Source organism: Streptomyces sp. NPDC059582, from assembly GCF_042735715.1.
Lineage (GTDB): Bacteria > Actinomycetota > Actinomycetes > Streptomycetales > Streptomycetaceae > Streptomyces.
On sequence record NZ_JBHWCC010000010.1, the window covers coordinates 181,064 to 207,018 of the forward strand.

The window sequence follows — 25,955 nt, forward strand, 5'->3', positions numbered from 1 at the left end:
CGCCGAACGCGGCCTTACGATGGGTGCCATGACTGCTTCGCCTGGCCGCCGTGTCCTGCTCGCCGCCCCCCGGGGCTACTGCGCGGGTGTGGACCGCGCCGTGATCGCCGTCGAGAAAGCCCTGGAACAGTACGGGGCTCCGATCTACGTCCGGCACGAGATCGTGCACAACAAGTACGTCGTCCAGACCCTGGAGCGGAAGGGCGCGATCTTCGTCGAGCGGACGGAGGAGGTGCCCGAGGGGAACATCGTCATGTTCTCCGCGCACGGTGTCGCCCCCGTCGTCCACGAGGAGGCCCAGCGCGGCCGCCTGGCCACCATCGACGCGACCTGCCCGCTGGTCACCAAGGTCCACAAGGAAGCCGTCCGCTTCGCCAACGAGGACTTCGACATCCTCCTGATCGGGCACGAGGGCCACGAGGAGGTCATCGGCACCTCCGGCGAGGCGCCCGACCACATCCAGCTCGTCGACGGCCCGGCGGACGTCGCCAAGGTCGAGGTCCGCGACCCGTCCCGGGTCGTCTGGCTCTCGCAGACCACCCTCTCCGTCGACGAGACCATGGAGACCGTCGACGCGCTGAAGGAGAAGTTCCCGCAGCTCATCTCCCCGCCCAGCGACGACATCTGCTACGCCACGCAGAACCGTCAGCTCGCCGTGAAGCAGATGGGCGCCGAGGCGGAGCTGGTGATCGTGGTCGGCTCGCGCAACTCCTCCAACTCCGTGCGGCTCGTCGAGGTGGCCAAGCTCGCCGGTTCGCGCGCGGCGTACCTGGTGGACTTCGCCAGCGAGATCGACGAGGCCTGGCTGGAGGGCGTGACCACGGTCGGCGTCACCTCGGGCGCGTCGGTGCCGGAGGTGCTGGTCGAAGAGGTCCTGGAGTGGCTGTCCGAGCGTGGCTACGCGGACGTGGAGCTCGTCAAGGCGGCCGAGGAGTCCATCACCTTCTCGCTGCCCAAGGAGCTGCGCCGCGACCTGCGCGGCGAGGCGGCCGGCCTGGTCGCCGAGCGCGGCGGAGTCGGCACACCTGCCGATTCCACGGAGTGACCGTCAGTCCCACGTCGTAACGTAGAGCCATGCAGATCTTCGGCGTGGACATCGGTGGATCCGGGATCAAGGGCGCTCCCGTGGACCTGGACAAGGGCGAGCTGACTCAGGAGCGTTGCAAGGTGCTCACTCCGCACCCGGCGACTCCCGACGGAGTGGCCGACGGGGTGAAGGAGGTGGTCGACCACTTCGGATGGAAGGGCCCGGTCGGGCTCACCTTCCCGGGTGTGGTCACGGGCGGGGCCACCATTCGTACGGCGGCCAATGTCGACAAGAGCTGGATCGACACGGACGCGCGCGCGTTGTTCGGCGAACGGCTGGGCGGGCTCCCGGTGACCGTGGTGAACGACGCGGACGCGGCGGGCGTCGCCGAGATGCGGTTCGGCGCCGGCCAGGGCCGCGGGGGCACGGTCATCCTGCTGACCTTCGGCACCGGCATCGGCAGCGCCCTCTTCGTCGACGGCGTCCTCGTCCCCAACACCGAGCTCGGCCACCTCGAGCTCAACGGCCACGACGCGGAGAAGCGCGCCTCGAGCAAGGCCAAGGACGACAACGAGCTGACGTGGGAGCACTGGGCCCACCGCGTCCAGAAGTACCTCGCGCATGTCGAGATGCTGTTCTCGCCCGAGCTGTTCGTCATCGGCGGCGGCGTCAGCCGCAAGGCGGACAAGTTCCTGCACCTCATCGAGGGCATCAGGGCGGAGATCGTCCCGGCCCAGCTGCAGAACAACGCGGGGATCGTGGGCGCGGCGATGCACGCCCTGGATCAGGACTGAGGGTGCCTGAGGGGCCTGGTCACCGTGCCCGCCGCTGTCGCCGGCGCTGATTCAGCAGGCGGATCTTCCGCACGGTCGCGATCAGCCCGGCGACGAGCGTTCCGGCGTACAGCCAGCCGGCCTGGGTGGCGAGCGCCGTGACCAGCCCCATCAGCCGGCTGGCGATCCCGCCGTTGCCGTCGGCCACCGGCAGCAGCCCGACCGTGAAGGCGATCGGCGCGATGACCGGGGCGCTCACCACGTCGCCCCTGCGCACCCACAGCGCGGTCAGCGCGCACACCGGCAGGAACAGCACGCTGTACACCGTCAGCGACCCGTCGAACAGCAGCTGGTCGAGACAGCCGAGCAGGAACAGCACCGCCCCGCAGAACAGCCCGCCGCCCAGCCCGGTCAGCCGGGGGGCGGGGAGCCGCCGCGCGACCTTCCCGACCGGGGGAGCGGGCCGCCGTACGGTGACCGGACGGTGCTGCACGGGCGCGCTCCCGCGCGCGGGAGCGCCCACCCGTGCGGGACGTGCGGCCGGGCCGGGAGCGGACGGCCGGGCGGGCCGCGCCGCGCCCGAACCGCCGCGCCCGCCCTGCGGAGGCAGGGACGAGGGCGTGCCGCGTCGCGGTCCGTGCTGCTGGGGTCGCGTCCTGTGTTGCTCCACTGGACCAACTTAGGTCGTTTTATGTGTCGAATGGCTCCTCAGACACGCCGTTGAGCCGAGCTTGGCCAAGCGTTCGACAGGTCGCCGGGGCGGGGCGCGGCACGCCGTAGACTGGTGGATCGGCCCCCTGGTCTCCAGTCCTCTCACGTCCTCTCACGTACGGGAAGTCGCAACGTGTCGCTCACGATCGGAATCGTCGGTCTGCCGAATGTCGGCAAGTCGACCCTGTTCAACGCCCTGACCAAGAACGACGTGCTGGCGGCCAACTACCCGTTCGCCACGATCGAGCCCAACGTGGGCGTGGTCGGCGTCCCGGACGCCCGCCTCACCAAGTTGGCCGAGATCTTCGCCTCGCAGCGCGTCCTTCCCGCGACCGTCGACTTCGTCGACATCGCCGGCATCGTGCGGGGCGCCTCCGAGGGCGAGGGCCTGGGCAACAAGTTCCTGGCGAACATCCGTGAGTCCGACGCGATCTGCCAGGTCATCCGCGCCTTCAAGGACGAGAACGTCGTCCACGTCGACGGCAAGGTCTCGCCCAAGGACGACATCGAGACGATCAACACCGAGCTGATCCTCGCCGACCTCCAGACCATCGAGAAGGTCCTGCCGCGCCTCCAGAAGGAGTCGCGCATCAAGAAGGACATCGCCCCCAAGGTCGCGGCGGTCGAGGCGGCCAAGGAGATCCTGGAGAAGGGCGACACCCTCTTCTCGGCGGGTATCGTCCAGGGCTCCGGCAACGAGGAGCTGCTGCACGACCTGCACCTGCTCACCACCAAGCCGTTCCTCTACGTCTTCAACGTCGACGAGGACGAGCTGGTGGACGACGACTTCAAGGCCGAGCAGCGAGCCCTGGTCGCCCCCGCCGAGGCGATCTTCCTCAACGCCAAGCTGGAGCAGGACCTCGCCGAGCTCGACGAGGAGGACGCGCTGGAGCTCCTGGAGTCGGTCGGCGCGGAGGAGCCGGGTCTGGCGACCCTCGCCCGCGTCGGCTTCAACACCCTCGGCCTCCAGACCTACCTCACGGCCGGCCCCAAGGAGTCCCGCGCCTGGACGATCAAGAAGGGCGCCACGGCCCCCGAGGCGGCCGGCGTGATCCACACGGACTTCCAGAAGGGCTTCATCAAGGCCGAGGTCATCTCCTTCGAGGACCTGGTCGAAACAGGCTCGGTCGCCGAGGCCCGCGCCAAGGGTAAGGCCCGTATGGAGGGCAAGGAGTACGTCATGCAGGACGGGGACGTGGTGGAGTTCCGCTTCAACGTGTGAGCGGGTGAAGTGACACCACGTCGTGCGACGTGGCAAAGATGCAGGTCAGAAGGGGTCGGACGCGCGAGAGTCCGGCCCCTTCGTCCACCCCGTGCCGGATCGGTGCCGGATCGTCCGACCCGACGCCGGAAGTGCTCAGGTGGCGTGGAGCCATGTCTCGCGGGACCTTGCGCAGCTCGCCTTGGGCCTCGGGCCGGTCCTCTTCACGCATCATTTCCCCACCGCCGGCCTGTCGGTGGGCGGTGGGAGGATGCTGCGACGGCGAGAGCGGGGGAGGGCGGGGCGCGTGGGGCGTGGCGAGCGGGACGTGGTCGCGAGGGGTGCGCGACTGCACGAGGCGGCGCGGGCGGTGGTCGGTGACCATGGCAGGGCGGTCGAAGGCGTACGGGCCGCACTGAAGCCGATCCAGGACGCGGCGGTGCAGCGGGAGCTCGACGCCATCCCGGTCAGCAGACTCCAGGACGTCACCGAGGGACGGCTTCGCCTGGGGAATGTCGAAAAGAGCGGGCTGCGCACGGTGGGCCATGTGCTCGAAGCGGGTCCCTACCGGTTGCGGCAGATTCCGGGCGTCGGGCAGCGCACCGTCGACCTGATGCTCGCCGCCGCCCGCCAGCTCGCCACGGCCGTCCACGAGAGCGTGGCCGTCCACCTGGACGTGGACCGGCCGGAACCGGGCACCACCGCGCTCGTCATCGCTCTGCATGTGCTGGTGGAGGCCGGTCCGGACGCCCGGCGCGCGGTGGACAGGGCCGTCGGCCTGTCGGAAGGGCTCGGTCCGTTGCTGGCCGACGCGAAGCCCGTCGCCGGGCGGTTCCGGATGCTTCTGGCGGGCCGGGAGAAGCGGGCTCGCGCGCTCGCGGCGGTCACCGAGATCAGGTCTTCGCTCGACGAGGCGGAGCAGGCGGACCTCCCCGGGCTGCTCGCCCAGGCGTCGGTGGACCTGTTGCGGGGGCCTGCGGACGACATCGCGGCCTGGGTGGACTTCGAACTCCGATCCGCCGAGTACTACAGCCTGCTCGCCGAGATCTCCGGGCGGCCGCCCGACACGGCCGCCGCTGAGGGCTTCCTGCCGGACGAGATCGCGGAACGGGTGCGGGCCCAACACCTCGACGACTCCCGCCGGCGGGTCTCGCTGCGCGGATACCAGGCGTTCGGCGCCCGGTTCGCCCTCGCGCAGCGCAAGGTGATACTCGGCGACGAGATGGGCCTCGGCAAGACCATCCAGGCGATCGCCGTGCTGGCGCACCTGGCCGCCGAGGGACAGAGCCACTTCATGGTCGTCTGCCCGGCGAGCGTCCTGGTGAACTGGACTCGGGAGATCGAGGCCCGCAGCGCCCTGCGGGTAGCGGTGCTCCACGGCCCCGATCGGCAGGACGCGTTCGCCGACTGGAAGGGGCGGGGCGGGGTCGCGGTGACCACGTTCGACGCGCTGCGCGGATTTCCGGCGCCGGGCGGAGGGGAGGTCGGGCTGCTCGTCGTGGACGAAGCGCACTGCGTGAAGAACCCGAAGGCCAGGCGGTCTCAGACGGTCGCCCTCTGGGCGGAGCACTGCGCGCGCGCCCTTTTCATGACCGGTACCCCGATGGAGAACCGGGTCGTCGAGTTCCGCAACCTGGTCGGGATGCTTGACGGCGATGTCGCGGAATCCCTGGGCGAGCGGGACGCGCTGGCCGGATCGGTCGCCTTCCGCAGGACCGTCGCCCCGGTCTATCTGCGACGCAACCAGGAAGACGTTCTGACGGAACTCCCGAGTCTCCAGCAGACCGACGAATGGGAGGAGCTCAGCGCATCGGACGAGGAGGCCTACCGCGAAGCCGTGCACGCCGGCAACTTCATGGCGATGCGCAGAGCCGCGTACATGCGCCCGGAGAAGTCGGCCAAGCTGGACCGGCTCCGGGAGATCGTTCGGGAAGCCGCCGAGAACGGGCAGAAGACGGTGGTCTTCTCCAACTTCAGGGACGTGCTGGGCGTGGTGAAGGAAGCGCTCGCCGCCGAACCCGCCGACGGCCTCGCGGTGTTCGGTCCGCTCAGTGGAAGCGTTCCGGCCGGGCGGCGACAGCAGATCGTCGACGACTTCGCCGGTGTCCCGGGCCCCGCTGTGCTCCTGGCCCAGATCCAGGCGGCGGGCATCGGCCTGAACATGCAGGCGGCCTCCGTCGTCATCGTCTGCGAACCCCAGATCAAGCCGACCATCGAGCACCAGGCGGTGGCCCGGGCCCACCGCATGGGCCAGGTGAGGTCGGTTCGTGTGCATCGCCTCCTCGCCACCGGGGGAGTGGACGAACGCATGGTGACGATGCTGGAGGAGAAGACCCGCCTGTTCGATGCCTATGCGCGTCGCAGTGCCGTGGCCGAAGCCACCCCGGACGCGGTCGACGTGTCGGACATCGATCTGGCCCGCCGGATCGTCGAGGAGGAACAGGCCCGCCTGGGGATGACGGACGGAGGCGGATGACCCCCGAAAGCGCCTCGGGACCGGGCTCCGGCAGCCGGGGCGACGGGAGCGGCGGGGCCGACGCGGCCGACGGCCGGGGACACCTGTCCGGTGCCCCGGCCCGTCAGCCGGTGAGTGACTTCAGCGCACCGGCGGTGCCGTGCTGTCGGCCGTCGGGCCGACGGCGTCCGCGCGGGCCGAGCTGCGCAGGGTGCCGACCGTCTTCAGGAGGCGGTCGGCCGGTTCCCGCAGGGTGGGGTGGGCCAGGACCGTGTTCCGCAGGCCGCGTACCGGTCTGCGCCACAGCCGGTGCGCCGCCGCCACCGGATGACGGGGGCGGGTCGCGAACCCCTCGCCGACCCGCAGTTCGCGGGTCTTGAGCCAGTCCTTGTACTCCTTCTCGCCGCGGCCCATGTCCATCAGGGTCACGCCGTGCCGGGCCGCGGCCTCGGCCATGCGCAGGTGCATGATCAACCCGGGGGAGTAGTAGCGGAACTCGGGGTCGTACGCCGTGAACCAGGCCGCGAAGACCGTGCGCGAGCGCGGTCCGAAGTGCGCGGCGACCGGCCGGTCACCGGCGTACACCACGGACAGCACGCCGGTGAAGTACTCCTCGCGGACCTCGAACAGGTCGTCCACCAGGGCGACGATCCACGGTCGCGCGAACCGGTCCATCCGCCCCGTCCTGCGGTACTGGGCGGACTTCCACCGCATCAGCGTGCGCAGCACGGCCGGATCGCGCTCGTCGAAGACGAACCGCATCTCGCCCACGTTGCGCCCCAGGCGGCGTTCCTTCTTCAGCGTGGTCTTGGCCAGCCCGGGGTAGGCCCCGCGCAACCACTCCGCGTACTCGCCGTCGGCGGGCTTCAGGTCCAGCACCGGTGAGGCGAACGTCCCCGTGACATACCTGCCGAACGGTTTCTGCTCGGCCACCAGATGGTCGAACTCGAAGACGGACAACCCGCAGGCCCGCAGCAGTTCCTGGGGGTCCCAGGTGACGCCGGGGCGGTGCACCAGGGCCTGGAGGTCCGACAGGCCGAGCCCGATGGCCCGGCCGACGCCGAAGGAGTTGCGCTCGTACGGAAAGAAGCCGACGGGTTCGCCGCCCTCGTGCAGGACCGCCACGTACGTGTCACCGCGGTGTCTGCCGACGCCGGTCGCGAACTCCGGCGCCAGAAAGGGGTTCGCGTATTCGGGCGACTCGTCCATCGCCCGGTGCCAGGCGTGACGGAGCGAGTCGCTCAGTTCGTCGGGTCTGTGGATCGTGATGTCTGTTGGACCACCGTGCAAGGACCGCATGGGCGACCGCTCCCCCAGTTCCCCCCATGACGCGCTGATCGCGTCCTGTCACTGCATCGCGTAACTGCCGCTCCACGCCGCCGTTCCACGCCGGATGCGAGCTCGTCCGCTGCGCGGAGCTCAAACGTCGCGAAACAGTACGCACGCTGTCAAGGTGTCTGCCGCAACGGAACCCGTCCGCCGTCGCGAATGAGACCGACGAGGCCGGTGTGCGCACCGGTCCGCCGGGGCCCGGACGGCCCGCTCGCGGACCGGCGTTCCGTCCCCGGTCGCGGCCTGCATACCATGCGCGCAAGTCGTACGTCAGTTCTTGTCACTTCCGCATCACAGGACGTCCGTGTCCGAGGACGTCCGCATCCGACATTTCCCGCATCCGGCAACCCCGCATCCCGAACCGCGGCGGCCGCGTCCGCGTCGCCCCGCCGTCAGAACCAGGAGCACGGCACCCGTGTCCATACCCCCGCCCCCTGGGACCCCCGACCCCCAGCAGCCCCAGGGCCCGTACCAGGCTCCGCCGTCGGCGCCGTACGGTCAGCCCGCGCCGTACGGTCAGTCCGCGCCGTACGGGCCCTACGGGCCGCCTCCGTACCAGACCTGGGGGCAGGGCTACAGCCCGTTCAACCGGCCCGCGCCCGTCAACGGCCTCGCCATCGCCTCCCTCGTCCTCGGCATCTTCTGCTTCCTGCCGGCCATGGGGCTGGTGCTGGGGGTGATCGCGCTGGTGCAGATCAGGAAGCGCGGCGGGCGCGGCCGGGGACTGGCCGTCGGCGGCGCCGTGCTGTCCTCGATCGGACTCGTGCTGTGGACGCTCATGCTCACCACGGGCGCGGCCTCCGAGTTCTGGGAGGGGGTCAAGGAAGGCGCCCGCGACGGCACGTCGCTGTCGGTCAGCGCCGGTGAGTGCTTCGACGCGCCGGACGGCGCCCTGGAGGGCTACACCTACGACGTCGACAAGGTGCCCTGCGAGGGCGAGCACGACGGCGAGGTGTTCGCCGTGTTCGAGCTGCGCAGCGGCACCGACTACCCCGATGACAGCTACCCCGGCGACACCCATGTCACGGACATCGCCGACGACAAGTGCTACAAGCTCCGGGACGATTACGCGATGGACGCCTGGGCCGTGCCCGAGGACGTCGACGTGTACTACTTCACCCCGACCGAGGACAGTTGGAGCATCGGCGACCGCGAGATCACCTGCGCCTTCGGCAACACCGACGAGCACGCCACGCTGACCGGCTCGCTGCGCAACGACGCCACGATGCTCGACGCGGACCAGTTGGCCTTCCTGAAGGCGAGCCGCGCCCTCGACGCGACGCTGGCGGAGGAGCCCGTGGACTACGCCGAGGAGGACCTGGAGGCCAACACGGACTGGGCCGGCGACGTCGACGCCGCGCTCGGCGAGCAGGCCGGGGCGCTGCGCGGGCGCACCTGGCCGTCCCCCGCCGCGAAGCCCGTCGCCGCCTTCGTGAAGGACATGGAGGCCGCCCGCAAGGAGTGGGCGAAGGCCGCGTCCGCCGACGACGCGGACGCGTTCTACGAGCACTACGACAAGGGGTACGCGGTCGTCGACGGGGACAGCGCGGTCACCGCGCGCGAGGCTCTGGGGCTGGCCACCACCCCGCCGTCGGTCGACGACTACGGCGACGGCTCCGGCGACAGCAAGGGCAGCGGTGACCTCGATGTGTGATCACGTCCGTAGCGGGGAGAAAGTGCCTGGGTAAAGCCTTCCGCGGGCGCGCGTCATCACATCGAGTGATTCTCTGGCCTTTGCTTGCATAGGACAACCCACGGTTGCCAGGCTGTCGCTGTCTGTACAACCTGATGGGAGCGGCCAGTGACTTTCGGTGAGCAGCCGGCGTACCTGCGCGTCGCGGGTGATCTCCGCAAGAAGATCACCGACGGTTCGCTGCCACCGCACACCCGGCTCCCCTCGCAGGCGAGGATCCGCGAGGAGTACGGCGTCTCGGACACCGTGGCGCTGGAGGCGCGCAAGGTGCTGATGGCCGAGGGGCTGGTCGAGGGCCGCTCCGGTTCGGGGACGTATGTGCGCGAGCGGCCGGTGCCGCGCCGGATCGCCCGCTCCGGCTTCCGCCCGGCCGGCGGCGCCACGCCCTTCCGTCAGGAGCAGGCCGACCTCGACACGCGCGGCACCTGGGAGTCCAACAGCGCCCAGGCGGAGGCGAGCGGCGCGGTCGCCGAGCGGCTCGGCATCAAGCCCGGCGACCGCGTGATGTGCACGCGGTACGTGTTCCGGGAGGCCGGTGAGGCGATGATGCTCTCCACCTCCTGGGAGCCGCTCGCCGTGACCGGCCGCACGCCGGTGATGCTGCCCGAGGAGGGCCCGCTCGGCGGCATGGGCGTGGTCGAGCGGATGCGCGCCATCGACGTCATCGTGGACAACGTCACCGAGGAGGTCGGCGCCCGCCCCGGTCTCGCCGAGGAACTCCTCGCGCTGGGCGGGGTGCCCGGCCATGTCGTCCTCGTCGTCCAGCGCACGTACTACGCCTCGGGGCGCCCGGTGGAGACGGCGGACGTGGTCGTCCCGGCCGACCGCTACCGGGTCGCGTACCACCTCCCCGTGAAGTAGCGCACGACCCCGGGGCAGTTGGCCCCGTGCGGTCCTCAACCGGGGGCGGCGGGCCAGCCGTTGGTTTCCGGTCGTTCTCGCAGGTCGCCCAGGGTGTGCCCGGCGTGCCGCGGACCGGTTTCACCCCAGCGTCCGCACGGCGCGTTCGTCGACGTGCGCCCCCTGTGTCCTGGCTGGTTGCGTATCTCTTTGTGAAAAGCCGTATTCGCTGCGTAAAGGTTAGGCGTAGGGTCGGGCATATGCGGATTGCGGTTTCGTTAGCGGGCGGGGCGCGGGTGGGATGTGGAGGGGTGCGATGAACGACGGCAGCACGATCGCTCTTCCCTGGCTCGTCATACGGCAGGACGACAACGGCAATCGCTATCGCGTGGGGCGGTATGCGACCCGGGCCGAGGCGCAGAAGATCGCCGACAGCCTCGATCACCGCGGCCACAAGCAGCTCTACTGGGTCGAGCGGATCGGGCAGCACGGGGACGTCACCCGCAACTGACCCCCACCCCGCTCCCGTAGGCTCCGGGCATGACGGATCGGATCGTGGTGGTGGGAGCCGCCCTGCTCGACGACGGCCGCCTGCTGGCCGCGCGCCGTAGCGCGCCCCCCGAACTGGCCGGGCGCTGGGAGCTGCCCGGCGGCAAGGTCGAGCCGGGCGAGACGCCCGACGCGGCCCTCGTGCGCGAACTGCGCGAGGAACTCGGCGTCGAGGCCGAGGCCGTCGAGCGCGTTCCGGGGGAGTGGCCCCTGCGGTCGCCGTACGTCCTGCACGTGTGGACCGCGCGGCTGCGCGCCGGCTCCGCCGCTCCGCGGCCCCTCCAGGACCATGACGCGCTGCGCTGGCTCGCTCCCGCCGAGATCTGGGACGTGAACTGGCTGGACCAGGACGTGCCCGCCGTGCGGGAGGCGCTCGCGCGTCTCGGCGCCGGCGCGGGCTGAAATCCCCGTACGCCGTTAGTGCCACAGTGCGCCCGGGAGAGCGGTACTGTGCCCCGGATATCGGGTATGTGCCCATTAACCCCACGAAACCGGACATGGGTGACGTCGCTGGCCTGGGAAGTGATCGGCGTGATCGACACCGAAGGCGAACGCGCCGAGTGGACCTTTCCCGCCGACCCCGGCGCCGTACGCGCCGCACGCAGGGTCGTCCGGGAACGGCTGCGCGGCTGGGACCTCGACTGCGTCGGTGACATCACGGCGCTGCTGGTCAGTGAGCTGGTGACCAACTCCCTGAGCCATGCCGCGGGGCCCATCGGTGTCCGTCTCGTCCGCCCCGCCGGCCTGCACAAGGTGCTGCTGGTGGAGGTCTCCGACCCGCTGCCCGACCCGCCCCGCGAACGCGTCGCCCGCCCGGAGGACGAGAGCGGCCGCGGTCTTCAACTGGTGGCGTCCTCCTCGCGCCGCTGGGGCACCCGCCCCGGCGACGCGGGCAAGACGGTGTGGTTCGAACTCGCGGTACCGGAGTAAAAGCCGGTTCACCCGAGTGGTACCTGAGTGGTTCCTGAGTGGTTCTTGGGTGATTCCTGGGTGGTTTCGACGGATACGTTCCCTCCGGCGCGGCCTGTACGGACATCCCCGTCCTGTCGACCGGCCGGTTCCCGTCGGTGATGATCCCCGGCGGGCGTGGTTCGACGGCGTGTTCCCTGGTTAGAAGACTGGAAGTGTTGTCACGGGAGGGTCTGAAAAGAACCTGGACCGTGCTGTGATCGTGAACACCGTGTCGTGCGGCACCGTAGTGCTGGATACTGCGGGCAGCCGCCCCTGGTGACCGGTGCCGGGCGCGGTGAGCTGGAGGGGACGGTTCGCGTGAGCGAGATACCAGCGAAGGCCACGGAGTCGGAGGACCCGTCGGGCGGCGCGAGGGCTGAGGCCGCGGCTGCCGCTGCCCATGGCGAGGCGCCGTCCGGGGATGCCCTGTGGCAGGTCAGCCCGCCCGGCTCGATGTACGACTACATCCGGGTCGCGTCCTTCTCCATCGGCTCCGACGGGTTCGTGGACCAGTGGAGCCTGCGTGCCGAGCAGATATTCGGCGTCCCCGCCGAGCGCGCCGTCGGCATGGATCCCATCGAGGCCTTCATCGACCCCGACCTGCGGGCGCGCGGGCAGCGCAAGATGGCCGAGATCCTCGACGGCCGGGAGTGGACCGGGGTGGTCCCCTTCCGGATGCCGGAGACCGCCACCGGCGGGCGGGGCGAGGAGGGGCTCGCCGAGGTCTATGTGATGCCGACGCGGACCGCGGAGGGCGACAAGGCGGCCGTCTGTATCGTCGTCGACGTCCGCACGCTCCGCAGCATCGAGACCGACCTCGCCGCCTCGCAGGCGATATTCGGCCAATCTCCGTTCGGCTTCCTGCTGATCGACGCCGAGCTGCGGGTGCGCCGCGCCAACGAGCGGTTCGCGTCCACCTTCGGCGGCACCCCCGACGACCACCGCGGCCACGGCGTCCACGACTATCTGCCGCGCGGCGAGGCCGAACGGGTCTCCGCGACCCTGCGGCGCGTCCTGGAGACCGGCGACTCCATCACGGACATGCACGTCACGGGCCATGTGCCGGGCTCCGACGAGCGACGGCACTGGTCCATCAACCTCTACCGCGTGCACAGCGGCAGCGGCCGCCCGATCGGCATCGCCTGGCTCGGCACCGACATCACCGCCCGCCGCGCAGCCGCCCGCGAGGCCGCCGCCGCCCGACGCAATCTCGCCCTTCTCAACGAGGCCGGGGCCCGCATAGGCAACTCCCTCGACCTGGAGACCACCGCCCGCGAACTCCTCGACGTCGTCGTACCCGGCTTCTGCGACCTCGCCACCGTCGACCTCTACCAGGGGCTGCTGGCCGGCGACGAGACGCCGCCCGGCCTCGCCGACGGCAGCGCCGAGCTGCGCCGGGTGGCCTTCGCCAGTGCCGTCTCCGACGCCCCCTTCGCGGGCACCGCCAACCCCGTCGCGGTCGGCGCCGTCCACCACTACCCCTTCAACTCCCCGTGCGCGGACGCCCTGCGCACCGCCCGTCCGCAGCACATCCCGGGCGAGGAGGGCGGCCTGGTGCAGTCCACGCTCGCCGTTCCGATGGTCGCCCACGACACGGTCGTGGGACTGGTCCAGTTCGCCCGTACGAAGGGCAGCGAGCCGTTCGGGGAGCGGGACCGGGACCTGGCCGTGGAGTTGGCGGCGCGGGCCGCCGTCTGCATCGACAACGCCCGCCTGTACCGCCGTGAGCACGAACGGGCGCTGATACTGCAACGGTCCCTGCTCCCGCCCGGCGACCCGGTCGCCTCCGGCCTCGACATCGCCTGCCGCTACCTCCCGGGCATCGCCTCCACGGGCCGACCCAGCGAGGTCGGCGGCGACTGGTTCGACGTCATCGAACTCCCCGGCCACCGCACGGCGCTGGTGGTGGGCGACGTGATGGGCCGCGGACTGCGCGCGGCGGTGGCGATGGGCGAACTCCGCACCGCCGTACGCACCCTGGCCCTCCTCGACCTGGAACCCGCCGAGGTGCTCTCGGCGTTGGACGAGATCGCGCGCGGTCTGGGCACCCCCGGCGGTGTCCAGCAGGCCACCCGCGCCGCTCGCCGCCCCCGCGAGGCCGACCTCTCCGAGGTGTACCTCGCGACCTGCATCTACGCGGTCTACGACTCCGTGACCCGCCGCTGCACCTTCGCCAACGCGGGCCATCTGCCGCCCGTCCTGGTCGAACCGGGCGAGGCCGCCCTGATGCTCGACGTGCCGCCCGGCATGCCGCTCGGCGTCGGCGGGGAGCCCTTCGAGGAGGTGGAGGTCGAACTGCCCGAGGGTGCCCTGCTGGCGCTCTACACGGATGGACTGGTCGAATCCCGCGACCACCCCCTCGACGAGGGCCTCCAGGCGTTCGTGGGGGCGCTCACGGACCCCACCCGGCCACTCGAGGACGTCTGCGACCACGTCCTGCACACCCTCGACACCCACCACGGCGAGGACGACATCGCGCTGCTGATGGCCCGCGTCCAGGGCCTGCCCGCCGATTCCGTCGGCGACTGGACGCTGCCGCGCGAGCCGCGCAGCGTCGGCCGGGCCCGCGAGTACGCTCGCGCCCAGCTGCTCAGCTGGGACCTGGAGCCCCTGGTCGACACCACGGAACTCCTCGTCAGCGAGCTGGTCACCAACGCGCTGCGCTACGGCGAGGGCGAGATCAGGCTCCGCCTCCTCCTCGACCGCACCCTGGTGTGCGAGGTCTGGGACTCCGGCCTGGTCCAGCCCCGGCGCCGGCGCGCCCGCGACACCGACGAGGGCGGCCGCGGCCTCCAGCTCGTCGGCCTGCTCTCCGCCGCGTGGGGCTCCCGCCGTACCCCCCGCGGGAAGACGGTGTGGTTCGAACTCCCGCTCCCCGACGGGGAGACCGGCCTCATGGATCCGGCGGAGGCGTTGCTGAGCCTGTTCTGACGCCGGGCCGCCCGGCGGTCAGGCGGGCGCGGTCCCCCTGCGACCGCGGGTGCGGGGGCCGCCGAAGCTCGACGGTGTGCCGTCGGGCGCGGCGCCGCCCAGCAGGACACCACCGAGGACCGCCCCGGCGAGGCCGCTCTGGTGCGCGACGACCCTGTCGTGCGGGTTGCCGTGGGTGCGTACGTCCTGCTCGGCGAGGTGGCGGGCCTGCCGGGCCAGGTCGTCGGCCGCCAGGAGATCGGCGGTGGCCGGGTCGTCGGCGGCGAAAGGGTCCGTGGCGGCCGGGCCGCCGGTCGCCGGGCGGTGAGTCGTGGCCGGGTCGCCGGCCGGCAGCGGGTCCGCGGTGGTCGGGCCGTGGGCGGCCGACAGGTTGGAGGTGGTCGGGCCGTGGGCGGCCGGCAGGTCCGCCGCGGTCTGGTCGGTGTTCGCGCGGGCGCGGGCATCGGACGTAGGGAAGGGCGCGACGGTCGGGGTGGTGTCGGTCGCGATGAGGTCCGCCGTGGCCGGGGCGTCGGTCGTGCCCGTCGCGAGGAGGCCCGTGGCGGTCGGGGCGCCGGACGTCGACCGGTCCGCCGCGGCCAGCCGGCGCCGTGCCGCCGCCAGCCGGGTGCGGGCCTCGGCGCCGACCGCACCCCGGTGCGTGGCGACGAAGCCGCCCGCCCCGGCCGTGGCGTCCCGCGCGACGAGCGACGCGGCGGCCGCCAGCACTCCGCCCCGCCCGGCCCCCAGCGGCGTGGTCGCCCGCACGACCCGGCGCAGCAGGTCCAGCGGGTCGTACGGCCGCCGTGCGGTGACCTCCTGGCGTATGGAGTCCAGTACGGCGTCCGCGTGCAGCAGCCGCGACCTCAGCTTGCCGACGGCCGCCCCGGGGTCCGGCACCGCCCCCGTCGTCCGTGCCCGCACCGGCGCGATGGCGGCCTCGGCCCCCGTGAGCGCGGCCGGGAGCCACTGTGCGGCCGTCGCCAGATCGGTCGCGAGGCGGTGCACCTCGTCCACGAACACCGCCGCCTGCGCCACCGCGCCCTCGGCGGCCCGCAGATGCACGGCCGCGCGTCCGGGCTCGCCGCGGTCGGCCGTCTGACGGGCCCGGTTGAGGCGGGTGGTGGCGAACACCAGCCGGTCCTTGGCCTGTTCGACATATCCCGTGATCCCGGCGGTCGCGTTCGGCCCGTACCGGACGGCCAGCTCGGCGAGCGTCACCTCCGCCGCCCCGGTACGGCCCGCCAGCTCCCGGAACCGCGCCTCCGCGAGCTCCAGCGCCGCGCCGGTCCCGAGCTCGGGGCCGCGCAGCCGGTCGAATGCGGACGCCTCCGCGTCCAGCCGCCGCCCGGCCTCCGCACACCGTCCGGCGATCCCGGTGAGCGCGTGCCGCCGGGCCGCCTCCTCCGCCGGTACGCCCTCGTCGTAACGCTGCCGCATGGCGAAGGCGGCGGCCAGCTCGGCCTCCGCCTCCCGTACCGCCCGCGCGTACGGTTGCGCCGGTTCCGTCCCGGAAAGGACCGTCGCGAGGGCGAGTTCCTCGCGGCTGGTGCGCACGCAGTCGTCCGCCTCGACGAGCAACGCCCTTGCCCGCTCGTCCAGTTCGGCCAGCGGTGTCAGGGAGGTACCGGCCGGGGCCCCGCCGGGGGTCGTCCGGGTGCGGGCCCGCCGGGTGCGTCGTACATAGCCGTATCCCGCGACCACGCCCGCCGCGCCCACCGCGGCGAGCGGCAGGACGAGATCGACGGCGGACGCCCCGTCGTCCTGCGGCGCGGCGGCGGCACAGGCGGTGGCCCCGGGGGCGGTGATCGCAACCGGAGCGTCGTTCCCCGTCGTCATCCCTGGCAACACCAGCCACACGAGCCCGATCACACCGCCCAGCGCGGTGTGCGCCACCCGCACGGATATGTGCGAGGTCGCACTCCGCGGCCGGCCCCGGAACAAGGATGACGTCACATTTGGGAGCGTATGGCCGCGAATGCGGGCACGCGAGCGGTGTGCGTCCGAGACGGGGCAGGTGAGGCGGGCAGAGCCAGGAGGGGGAGACGGGTATGCAACGCGCCGAGCACGAGGAGGCGGAGCGGAAGGCCGCGAGGGACACGGGGACGGACGCGGGGACTGACAGGAGGACGGGCACGGGGACGGACAGGCGCAGGGCCACGGAGGCGGACGGGAAGACGGACGGGAAGACGGACGGGAAGAGGGACACGGAGCCCGGGCCGGGGGCCGAGGACGACTCGCGGCTCGCCCGGCGGACCGCACCGGAGACCGCACCGAAGACCGAGACCCGGACCGAGACCGGGACCGGGACCGCACCGGACACCGAGACCGAGACCGAGACCGGGACCGGGACCGTACCGGACACCGGGACCGAGACCGGGACCGAGACCGGGACCGAGACCGGTACCGCACCGGACACCGGTACCGCACCGGACACCGAGGCCGGGACCGGAGCCGAGACCAAGCCCGACGGGGGCCCGGCCCAGGGCCCGGCCCAGGACCCGGCCCAGGACCCGGCCCAGGACCCGGTCCCGGCCGGTGGGCGCCGCCGCCGTCGCCTCCGCCGGGGCGCGCGCGTCGCGCTCGGGCTCGTCCTGCTCCTGCTGCTGCCCCTGCTCGCCGCCGAGACCGCCCTGCGCGTGAACTACGCCGGCGACCCCGCCGACGGCACGTACAGCCGCGACCGCGACGCGATCTGGCTCGGCCACGCCTGGGTCGACGGACGCAAGCGCGACGCCGACGTCACGGCCCTGGCCCGCCGCCTGGACGGCACCGGCATCCGCGACCTCTACGTCCACGCGGGACCCCTGGAACATGACGGCACGCTCCCCAAGTCGGCCTACGCGAAGGCGGGTTGGCTGATAGGTACCGTGCACCGCGAGATCCCCGGCATCCGCGTACAGGCCTGGCTGGGCGACAAGCTGGCCACCGAGGAGCCCGACGGCATGCGCCTGGAGCGCTCCGCGACCCGCGCCGCGATCGTCGGGTCCACCCGCGGGATCCTCGCCGCCGGCTTCGACGGCGTCCACTTCGACCTGGAGCCGCTGCACTCCGGCGACGGCCACTACCTCGACCTCCTCGACTCCCTGCACACGGTCACCGCCGTCGCCGGGGTCCCGCTCTCCGTCGCCTCCCACCAGATCGACCCGCTGCCGGGCTTCCACTCCTTCTGGGGCACGGTCGCCGGGCATCCGAAGTGGTGGTCGCAGGAGTTCTTCGGACAGGTCGCCCGCCGCGTCGACCAGATCGCCGTCATGTCGTACGACACCATGCAGCCGACGCAGAGCACCTACGGCGGCTACGTCGCCCAGCAGACCTCCCTCGCCCTGGAGGTCACCCCGCCCACCACCGACCTGTTGATGGGCCTGCCGTTCTTCCACGAGGACCGCTTCGGCCACCGCGCGTCCGCCGAGACCGTCCCCGCCGCCGTCCGGGGTGTCCGCCTGGGCCTGTCCCGCACGGACGCGGACCGCGCCCGCTTCGGCGTCGCCCTGTACGTGGACTTCGCGGCGACGGAGGATGACTGGTCGGCCTACCGAAAGGACTGGGTGGACAGCGAATGACCGGCACCCGCACGTTTCTGACCCGCCCCGATCTCGCACCCCTCGCCCGCGCCGCGCTCGGCCCGCAACGCACCCTCACCGCCGTCGCGCGGCTGCGGGGCGGCACCAAGAAGGGCGTCTACCGCCTCACCCTCGACGACGCCACGACGGCGATCGCCTACGTCTGGTCCCCGGGCGAGGACTACTGGGGCGAGCCGGGCGCCGACCCCCGTGACCCCTTCTCGCACGCCTCCGGCCTCGACCTCTTCACCGCGTCCCACGACCGCCTGACCGGGCTCGGCGTCCGCACCCCGCGACTGCTCCTGGCCGACGCCGACCGCCGCTTCCTCGGGGCGGACGCGGCTGTCGTCGAGGACCTCCCCGGCGACAGCCTGGAAGACGCGCTGCGGCGCGACCCGAAGGCGGCGGCCCCCGTCCTGGACCGCCTCGCCGAGGCGCTGGCGGCGATGCGCGGCTGCGCGGCCCCGGCCCAGGCGCCGGCCCCGGGCTTCGGGAAGGTCGCCCTCGTGGACGCCGGAGGCATGTCCCGGGGCGGCTCGTGCGAGGGGCGTGTCGCCGAGCGCGCGCTGGCGGACATCGCGGAGATCGCCGTACGGGACCCGTCGGCCGCGGCCGCCCGCGAGGCGTTCGAGGACGCGGTCCGCACCTTGGCCGACGACATCGCGCCCCGCGCCCGCCACACCCTGATCCACGGCGAACTCGGCCCGGACCACGTCCTGGTGACACCCGACGGCGAACCCGCCCTCATCGACATCGAGGGCCTGATGTACTTCGACGCCGAGTGGGAACACGTCTTCCTCGCCCTGCGCTTCGGCCCGCACTACGACGCCCTGCGCACCCCTGACCTCGACGAACCCCGTCTGCGCCTGTACCGTCTGGCCCTGCATCTCAGCCTGGTCGCCGGGCCGCTGCGCCTGCTCGACGGGGACTTCCCGGAGCCGGGCCCGATGCGGGCGATCGCCGAACACAACCTGGCGCGCGCTCTCTCACTGGTGGAACGATGAACGAGGACATGCACACATTCCTGGTAGTGGCGGGCGTCGTGGTCGTGTTGCTCAGCGTGGTCTCCGGCGTCGCGACCCTCACGACCGGCTGGGTGCCGCCCTGGGCCAGGCGCCGCGTCGTGCGGCCGAAGCTGTCGGGGTACGGCACCCTGCTGGGCGCGGTCGGAATCGGCGTGTTCCTCTTCCTGGGCCCGCTCGCCGATTCCTTCGGCGTCCTCCCGGTCCTCGGCCTGGTGGTGTTCCTGATCGGATCCGGCCTCCAGATGGCGTCCCAGCACCCCGGCCGCATCGCCCCGGCGAACGCTACGAAGGACGCCTCCTGATCTTCGACCCCAGCCACACCAGCGGGTCGTACTTGCGGTCGACCGCCCGCTCCTTCAGCGGGATCAGCGCGTTGTCCGTGATCTTGATGCCCTCGGGGCACACCTCCGTGCAGCACTTGGTGATGTTGCAGTAGCCGAGGCCGTGTTCGTCCTGGGCCGTGCGTTTGCGGTCCAGGCCGGTGTCGTCGGCCGCGTCCAGCGGGTGCATGTCCAGCTCCGCCACCCGCATCAGGAAGCGCGGCCCGGCGAACGCCGTCTTGTTCTCCTCGTGGTCGCGCACGACATGGCAGGTGTCCTGGCACAGGAAGCACTCGATGCACTTGCGGAACTCCTGCGAGCGGTCCACGTCCTCCTGCTGCATGCGGTACTCGCCGGGGCCGAGTCCGGCCGGCGGGACGAAGGCGGGAACCTCCCTGGCCTTCTGGTAGTTGAAGCCGACATCGGTCACCAGGTCCCGGATGACGGGGAACGCGCGCAGCGGCGTGACGGTGATCGTCTCGTCCCGGGTGAACACCGACATCCGGGTCATGCACATCAGCCGGGGCCGCCCGTTGATCTCCGCCGAGCACGAGCCGCACTTGCCCGCCTTGCAGTTCCAGCGGACGGCGAGGTCGGGGGCCTGGGTGGCCTGGAGGCGGTGGATGATGTCGAGGACGACCTCGCCGTCGTTCACCTCGATCGCGAAGTCCTCCAGGCCGCCGCCCTTGATGTCCCCGCGCCACACCTTGAAGCGGGCCTCGTAGCTGCTCACTCGTACAGCTCCTCTTCGGCGAGGTACTTGACCAGCTCCTCCTTGTCGAAGAGGGCGAGCAGGTCCGGGCGGATGGGTTTCGTGGTCTCGCGGGTGAGGTCGATCTGGCCGCTGACCGGATCGGTCGCCGCCAGACCTCCCGTCGGATCGGCCAGCCGGCAGAGCAGGTTGACGCGGCGCCACCCGCGGTCCATCGTCGGATGGTCCTCGCGGGTGTGCCCGCCGCGGGACTCCGTGCGCTCCAGCGCGGCCCGCGCCACGCACTCGCTGACCAGCAGCATGTTCCGCAGGTCCAGGGCGAGGTGCCAGCCGGGGTTGAACTGGCGGTGGCCCTCCACGCCGGCCCGCCGGGCCCGTACCCGAAGGTCGGCCAGCTTCTCCAGGGCCTGTTCCATCTCCGCCTCGCGGCGGATGATGCCGACCAGGTCGTTCATGGTCTGCTGGAGTTCCTGGTGCAGGGTGTACGGGTTCTCCGGCGGATGTCCGTCCCGCTCGCCCGGCTCCGGTCCCTCCGCCGAGAACGGCCGCAGCGCCTCCGCCGCCGCCGTGTCGACCTGGACGTCGTCCACCGGCGGCCGCCCGTCGGCGAGCGCGCTCGCGTACTCGGCCGCGTGCCGGCCCGCCCGTCGCCCGAACACCAGCAGGTCGGAGAGCGAGTTGCCGCCGAGCCGGTTGGAGCCGTGCATACCGCCCGCGACCTCCCCGGCCGCGTACAGGCCCGGCACCCCGCGGGCGGCAGCCGTCTCGGAGTCGACCGCGATGCCGCCCATCACGTAGTGACAGGTGGGTCCGACCTCCATCGCCTCGGCCGTGATGTCGACGTCGGCCAGCTCCTTGAACTGGTGGTACATGGACGGCAGCCGGCGCCGGATGACCTCGGCGGGCATCCGCGTCGACACATCGAGGAAGACACCGCCGTGCGGGGAGCCGCGGCCCGCCTTCACCTCGGAGTTGATGGCGCGGGCGACCTCGTCACGGGGGAGCAGTTCGGGTGGGCGCCGGTTGTGGTCCGGGTCCTCGTACCAGCGGTCGCCCTCGTCCTCCGACTGCGCGTACTTCTCCTTGAAGACGTCGGGGATGTAGTCGAACATGAACCGTTTGCCCTCGGAGTTCCTGAGCACCCCGCCGTCGCCGCGCACCGACTCGGTGACGAGGATGCCCTTCACCGACGGCGGCCAGACCATGCCGGTCGGGTGGAACTGCACGAACTCCATGTTCAGCAGCGGAGCCCCGGCCAGCAAGGCGAGCGCGTGCCCGTCCCCGGTGTACTCCCACGAGTTCGACGTCACCTTGAAGGACTTGCCGATGCCGCCGGTCGCGATCACGACCGCGGGGGCCTGGAGGACGAAGAAGCGGCCGGACTCGCGCTCGTAGGCGAACACCCCGCCCACCCGGCCCTCGGCGTCCTTCAGGACCCGGGTGACCGTGCACTCCTGGAAGACCTTGAGGCGGCTCTCGTAGTCGCCCGTCTCGCGGTGGTCCTCCTGCTGGAGGGCGACGATCTTCTGCTGGAGGGTCCGGATCAGCTCCAGGCCCGTACGGTCGCCGACGTGGGCCAGGCGCGGGTACTCGTGGCCGCCGAAGTTGCGCTGGGAGATCCGGCCGTCCTTCGTACGGTCGAACAGGGCGCCCCAGGTCTCCAGCTCCCACACCCGGTCCGGTGCCTCCTGCGCGTGCAGCTCGGCCATCCGCCACTGGTTGAGGAACTTCCCGCCGCGCATGGTGTCGCGGAAGTGGACCTGCCAGTTGTCGTGCTCGTTGGCGTTGGCCATCGCCGCCGCGATGCCGCCCTCGGCCATCACCGTGTGCGCCTTGCCGAACAGCGACTTGCAGATGACGGCCGTACGGGCGCCGCGCTCACGCGCCTCGATGGCGGCGCGCAGCCCGGCGCCACCGGCCCCGACCACGACGACGTCCCACTCCTGCCGGTCGACCACGGACATCAATAGGCCCCACTCGTTAGAAGAAGCGCGGATCGTCGAACACGCCGGACGCGACGAGGTACACGTAGAAGTCGGCGAGCGCCACGCTCACCAGCGACGCCCACGCCAGCAGCATGTGCCGGGCGTTCAGCCGCCCCACGAACTGCCACATCCGATAGCGCACGGGATGTCGGGAGAAGTGTTTGAGTTTGCCGCCGACGATGTGCCGGCAGGAGTGGCAGGACAGGGTGTACGCCCAGATCAGCGTGATGTTGGCCAGGAAGACCAGGGTGCCCAGGCCCATGTGGCCCCACCGGTAGTGCTCGTCGCGGAAGGACAGCACGGTGTCGTAGGTCAGGATCCCGGCCACGACGATCGCGGCGTAGAAGAAGTACCGGTGGATGTTCTGCAGGATCAGCGGGAAGCGGGTCTCGCCCGTGTACGTCCGGTGCGGCTCGGCGACCGCGCAGGCCGGGGGAGACGCCCAGAAGCCCCGGTAGTAGGCCTTGCGGTAGTAGTAGCAGGTGAGGCGGAAGCCGAGCGGGAAGATCAGGATGATGATCGCGGGCGAGACGGCCCACCAGCTGCCGAAGAGGTCGGCGTTGGGGCCCGCGCGCATGGTGCGGCAGTTCTCCGCCAGGCACGGCGAGTAGAACGGCGAGACGTAGGGCGCCGCGTAGTAGTGCGCGTTCGCGAAGGCCCGCCAGGTCGAGTAGGCGATGAAGGCGAGCAGCCCGGCGGCGGTGGCGGCAGGCGCCAGCCACCACCGGTCGGTCCGCAGGTGCGGGGCGTCGATCGCGGCGCGCGTCGCGGACCGTACGCCGCCGCTGTTCGGATGAGGTTCCGTACCAGTGGCCAACTCAGGACTCCCGGTCGGGTTCAGGGGGCGTGTCGGTCACGGGCGCCGAGTCCCTCGTCGTCCGAGTCCGTCCACAGGGAGATGTCGTAGGGGGTGTCGGAGATGGTGACGAGCTCGGGTGTGCGGGGCGCCGTGCCGGAGGCCGCCGCGCGCAGCAGCGCGACGCTCTCACGCAGGTGATCGGCGTCCGCACGGACGCGGCGCATGTCGAGGCCGCCGCTGCCGAGCTGTTGCTCCAGGCGGCCCACCGACCGGTACAGGTCGTCGAGACAGCGCTGGACCGATGTCAGGTCGTCGTGCACGGACATGACATGACCTCCACTTCCACGGGCCGGATGGCCTTGGGTGGCGACGTTCATGCGCCTGCGAGTGTTGCGCGTCACACCGTCCGGTGTGAAGGCGTGTGCAGCGATTGGCGGATTGCATGCCTCCCGTGCGCACTCGTGTGCGCTCCGTGTGCGCCGGGGATCGCGCGTTGCGCCGCACGGGTGGGCTTCCGGGCCGCGGCCGCCGTGTCGCCCCGGGCTGCTGAACCCTTTCCTCTTCAGTGGGTCCATAGATCTGATCAACTCCAAAATACCGCCAAACGTGATCAGACCCCCACTCGTGTCACCGGTGGGAGCGGCTCCCCGGAGGTACCCAGAGATGTCCTACGACGGCCTCGGACCACGCGCGGTCATGCGCTCGGTCGCCTTCCTCACCGCGGGCGCGCTCGCGGTGCCCCTGCTCGCCGCGTGCAGTTCCGAGGAGGAGGCGAGCAAGCCGCTGGCCGGACAGGACGTCGCGCCGGCCGCGCGCCCCCTGGTGGCCGACAGCGGCACCCTGCACTGGGCCGTGGACTCCGTGCCCGAGACGCTCAACGCCTTCCAGTCGGACGCGGACGCGACCACCACCCGGGTCGCCCAGGCCGTCCTGCCGTCGATGTTCCGGCTGGACGTGAACGGGCGCGCGCAGCGCAACCCGGACTACCTGGAGTCCGCCAAGGTCGTCGAGACCGAGCCCAAGCAGACCGTGCTGTACCGGCTCAACCAGCAGGCCGTGTGGAGCGACGGCCGCGAGATCGGCGCCGCCGACTTCGCCGCCCAGTGGCGCGCCCTGTCCGGCAAGGACACCGCGTACTGGACCGCCCGCAACGCCGGCTACGACCGCATCGAGAAGATCGAACGCGGCGACAACGACCTGGAGGTCCGGGTCACCTTCGCGCGGCCGTACGCGGACTGGCGGGCGTTGTTCTCGCCCCTGTACCCGAAGGACGTCATGGGCACCCCGGACGCCTTCAACGACGCGGCCCGGCGCAGCCTGAAGGTGACCGCCGGGCCGTTCGCCGTCCAGGCGGTCGACCACAAGGCCAAGCAGGTCACCCTGGTGCGTAACGCGCGTTGGTGGGGCCATGCGGCCAAGCTGTCCGAGATCGTGCTGACCGCCGTGCCGCGCGAGAAGCGGGCCGACGCCCTGGCCGACGGCACGGTGGACCTGGCCGAGATCACCTCCGCCGACGCCCGGCGCATCGCGGTCGCCGCCCAGGACCCGGGGGCCGGCGCCCCGCTCCAGGGCCCCGCCTCCGGCCGGACCGCGGCCAAGGCGCTGCGCTCCTGGGCCCTGCTGCACGGCTCCGACGCGGCCGTCGCCGACGACGAGCTGGACGCCCGCAAGAAGCTGACCAAGGCCATCGCGAAGTGGCAGGCCCAGCGGGACGGGCTGCGCGACGTCGAGATCCGCAGCTCCCTGGAGCCGGCCTACACCCAGCTCGCCCTCAACGGCGCCGACGGCCCTCTCGCCGACGAACGCGTCCGCCGGGCCGTCGCACGCGCGATCGACCGCCGGGAGCTGGCCAAGCTGGTCCTCAAGCCGCTGGGCCTGCCCACCGCGCTGGTCGGCAGCCACCTCGCCCTGTCCGGCCAGGACGCCTACAGCGACAGCAGCGGCGCGCTCGGCGGCCAGGACACCGCGGAGGCCCAGGCGCTGCTCGCGGACGCCGGCTGGGTGTCCGGCGGCCCGATCGTGGAGCAGAAGAAGGCAGAGAAGGCGGCCGGGGCCGAGGGGAAGAAAGCCGAGGACGAGTCGGAGGGCGGCGACGACGGCGAGTACATCGTCGGCGAGGACAACAAGGCGCACCAGGGGGCCGGCCGGGAGCAGCGGCGGGACCACCAGCAGCAGCACGACGCCGGTGACGAGGGTCCCCGACACCTCGCGCAGGACGGCAAGCAGTACACCGACAAGCACCTGCGGCAGGGCGGTGCGCCCGGCGCGTACGCCCCGATGGGCACCGCCGCCCCGGCGGGCGCCGCGGCCGGGCCGCTGGCCAAGGACGGCAAGCCGCTCACGCTCCGCTTCGTGCTCCCCTCCGGATCCGGCTCCGAGTCGCTGCGCAACGTCGGGGACCACATCTCCCGCATGCTGGAGCGCGTCGGCATCCACACGGAGATCACCAAGGTCCCCGACGAGAGCTACTTCAAGGACCACATCGCCTCCGGCCAGTACGACCTGGCCCTGTACTCCTGGCCCGCCACCGCCTTCCCGGCCACCGACGCCCGCCCCATCTTCGCCAAGCCGGTCCCGGCCGCCGACGGCTCGCTGACCGTCGAGCAGAACTACACCCGGGTCGGCACCGACCAGGTGGACCAGCTCTTCGACCAGGCGATCGCGACGCTGGACGAGGACGAGGGGCGCGCGCTGATCCAGAAGGCGGACTCCCGGATCTGGGCGACGGCCGGATCGATCCCGCTGTACCAGCGCCCCCAGCTCACGGCGGTGCGCAAGAACATCGTGAACGCCGGTGCCTTCGGCTTCCAGACCCCCGTCTACGAGGACATGGGCTTCCTGAAGAAGGGGGCGACCCCGCCGACGGCGGGCGCCTCCGGGAACTAGTGCCGCAGCAGGCGACGCTTGCCCCGCCGCGACGCCCGGCACGCGCTCTCGCCGCACCGGCCGAAAGCCCACGTACGACCAGTACGAGGACTTCCGGCCGGCCCGCCGGGAGCACGCACCGGACGCCGCTCCTTCACGGGCGAACGTTGCCTGCCACGGCACTGGTGCCGTGGCCTGCTGCGGCACCAGGACGGGTGCTGCGGGGCGGCGGCCGGTCCAGGAC

General features: G+C 71.9%; 21 protein-coding genes. 14 read left to right on the forward strand and 7 right to left on the reverse strand.

Annotation, left to right across the window (positions count from 1 at the left end; translation table 11 throughout):
* The first annotated feature begins 19 nt into the window (after positions 1-19).
* Together ACFV0T_RS12340 and ppgK are read left to right on the forward strand one after the other, a co-directional pair.
* The gene (locus ACFV0T_RS12340) at positions 20-1,045 is read left to right on the forward strand and encodes a 4-hydroxy-3-methylbut-2-enyl diphosphate reductase (RefSeq protein ID WP_385777329.1); all 1,026 of its coding nucleotides are present in this window, start codon (positions 20-22) and stop codon (positions 1,043-1,045) included.
* A gap of 29 nt (positions 1,046-1,074) precedes the next feature.
* Positions 1,075-1,821, forward strand: coding sequence for a polyphosphate--glucose phosphotransferase (gene ppgK, locus ACFV0T_RS12345; RefSeq protein ID WP_385777331.1), 747 nt, complete (start codon positions 1,075-1,077; stop codon positions 1,819-1,821).
* A 19-nt stretch (positions 1,822-1,840) separates the two neighbouring features.
* Here ppgK and ACFV0T_RS12350 read toward each other — a convergent pair whose 3' ends face one another.
* Complete coding sequence (locus ACFV0T_RS12350; protein ID WP_385777333.1) at positions 1,841-2,470, reverse strand: DUF6542 domain-containing protein; 630 nt, start codon at positions 2,468-2,470, stop codon at positions 1,841-1,843.
* Between the two features lie 174 nt (positions 2,471-2,644).
* Between ACFV0T_RS12350 and ychF the strand changes: the two genes are divergently transcribed.
* A complete protein-coding gene (gene ychF / locus ACFV0T_RS12355; protein ID WP_385777335.1) occupies positions 2,645-3,733 on the forward strand; it encodes a redox-regulated ATPase YchF in 1,089 nt (362 codons plus the stop codon).
* A 250-nt stretch (positions 3,734-3,983) separates the two neighbouring features.
* Entirely contained in the window at positions 3,984-6,188 is a 2,205-nt protein-coding gene (locus tag ACFV0T_RS12360; RefSeq protein ID WP_385777338.1) for a DEAD/DEAH box helicase, read from the forward strand.
* A gap of 120 nt (positions 6,189-6,308) precedes the next feature.
* Here ACFV0T_RS12360 and ACFV0T_RS12365 read toward each other — a convergent pair whose 3' ends face one another.
* Positions 6,309-7,466, reverse strand: a complete 1,158-nt coding sequence (locus ACFV0T_RS12365) for a GNAT family N-acetyltransferase (protein ID WP_385777340.1) — start codon at positions 7,464-7,466, stop codon at positions 6,309-6,311.
* Positions 7,467-7,914: 448 nt separating this feature from the next.
* Between ACFV0T_RS12365 and ACFV0T_RS12370 the strand changes: the two genes are divergently transcribed.
* The 6 genes from ACFV0T_RS12370 (at position 7,915) to ACFV0T_RS12395 (ending at position 14,463) form a co-directional block, all read left to right on the forward strand.
* Positions 7,915-9,153, forward strand: a complete 1,239-nt coding sequence (locus ACFV0T_RS12370; RefSeq protein WP_385777342.1) for a DUF4190 domain-containing protein — start codon at positions 7,915-7,917, stop codon at positions 9,151-9,153.
* Positions 9,154-9,300: 147 nt separating this feature from the next.
* Complete coding sequence (locus ACFV0T_RS12375; RefSeq protein WP_385777344.1) at positions 9,301-10,053, forward strand: GntR family transcriptional regulator; 753 nt, start codon at positions 9,301-9,303, stop codon at positions 10,051-10,053.
* A gap of 295 nt (positions 10,054-10,348) precedes the next feature.
* Entirely contained in the window at positions 10,349-10,543 is a 195-nt protein-coding gene (locus tag ACFV0T_RS12380) for an SPOR domain-containing protein (RefSeq protein ID WP_385777346.1), read from the forward strand.
* A 29-nt stretch (positions 10,544-10,572) separates the two neighbouring features.
* Entirely contained in the window at positions 10,573-10,983 is a 411-nt protein-coding gene (locus ACFV0T_RS12385) for a (deoxy)nucleoside triphosphate pyrophosphohydrolase (RefSeq protein ID WP_385777348.1), read from the forward strand.
* 99 nt (positions 10,984-11,082) lie between these two features.
* The gene (locus ACFV0T_RS12390) at positions 11,083-11,511 is read left to right on the forward strand and encodes an ATP-binding protein (RefSeq protein ID WP_385777350.1); all 429 of its coding nucleotides are present in this window, start codon (positions 11,083-11,085) and stop codon (positions 11,509-11,511) included.
* 339 nt (positions 11,512-11,850) lie between these two features.
* Positions 11,851-14,463: a SpoIIE family protein phosphatase gene (locus ACFV0T_RS12395; RefSeq protein ID WP_385777352.1), complete on the forward strand. Its 2,613-nt coding sequence runs from the start codon at positions 11,851-11,853 to the stop codon at positions 14,461-14,463.
* An 18-nt stretch (positions 14,464-14,481) separates the two neighbouring features.
* On the opposite strand, the gene ACFV0T_RS12400 is transcribed toward ACFV0T_RS12395, so the two are convergent.
* Positions 14,482-16,398 (reverse strand): hypothetical protein, encoded by a 1,917-nt coding sequence (locus ACFV0T_RS12400; protein ID WP_385777354.1) that lies wholly within the window; start codon positions 16,396-16,398, stop codon positions 14,482-14,484.
* A gap of 95 nt (positions 16,399-16,493) precedes the next feature.
* Between ACFV0T_RS12400 and ACFV0T_RS12405 the strand changes: the two genes are divergently transcribed.
* Genes ACFV0T_RS12405 through ACFV0T_RS12415 form a run of 3 tightly spaced genes read left to right on the forward strand, consistent with a single transcriptional unit; the run spans position 16,494 to position 19,332 of the window.
* Entirely contained in the window at positions 16,494-18,005 is a 1,512-nt protein-coding gene (locus tag ACFV0T_RS12405) for a hypothetical protein (protein WP_385777357.1), read from the forward strand.
* A complete protein-coding gene (locus ACFV0T_RS12410; RefSeq protein WP_385777359.1) occupies positions 18,002-19,009 on the forward strand; it encodes a phosphotransferase family protein in 1,008 nt (335 codons plus the stop codon). The genes ACFV0T_RS12405 and ACFV0T_RS12410 overlap by 4 nt, the downstream gene beginning before the upstream one ends.
* Positions 19,010-19,017: 8 nt before the next feature.
* Entirely contained in the window at positions 19,018-19,332 is a 315-nt protein-coding gene (locus ACFV0T_RS12415; protein ID WP_385777361.1) for a hypothetical protein, read from the forward strand.
* On the opposite strand, the gene ACFV0T_RS12420 is transcribed toward ACFV0T_RS12415, so the two are convergent.
* The 4 genes from ACFV0T_RS12420 to ACFV0T_RS12435 are packed head-to-tail and all read right to left on the reverse strand — an operon-like array spanning position 19,313 to position 23,172.
* On the reverse strand, positions 19,313-20,083 hold the full coding sequence (locus ACFV0T_RS12420; protein ID WP_385777363.1) for a succinate dehydrogenase/fumarate reductase iron-sulfur subunit: 771 nt from the start codon (positions 20,081-20,083) through the stop codon (positions 19,313-19,315). The genes ACFV0T_RS12415 and ACFV0T_RS12420 overlap by 20 nt on opposite strands.
* Complete coding sequence (locus tag ACFV0T_RS12425; protein ID WP_385777365.1) at positions 20,080-22,026, reverse strand: fumarate reductase/succinate dehydrogenase flavoprotein subunit; 1,947 nt, start codon at positions 22,024-22,026, stop codon at positions 20,080-20,082. The genes ACFV0T_RS12420 and ACFV0T_RS12425 overlap by 4 nt, the downstream gene beginning before the upstream one ends.
* 16 nt (positions 22,027-22,042) lie before the next feature.
* A complete protein-coding gene (locus ACFV0T_RS12430; RefSeq protein WP_385777367.1) occupies positions 22,043-22,864 on the reverse strand; it encodes a hypothetical protein in 822 nt (273 codons plus the stop codon).
* 20 nt (positions 22,865-22,884) lie between these two features.
* On the reverse strand, positions 22,885-23,172 hold the full coding sequence (locus ACFV0T_RS12435; protein WP_385777369.1) for a hypothetical protein: 288 nt from the start codon (positions 23,170-23,172) through the stop codon (positions 22,885-22,887).
* Positions 23,173-23,509: 337 nt separating this feature from the next.
* On the opposite strand from ACFV0T_RS12435, the gene ACFV0T_RS12440 reads away from it, so the two are divergent.
* Entirely contained in the window at positions 23,510-25,732 is a 2,223-nt protein-coding gene (locus tag ACFV0T_RS12440; RefSeq protein WP_385777371.1) for an ABC transporter family substrate-binding protein, read from the forward strand.
* Positions 25,733-25,955 lie beyond the last annotated feature (223 nt).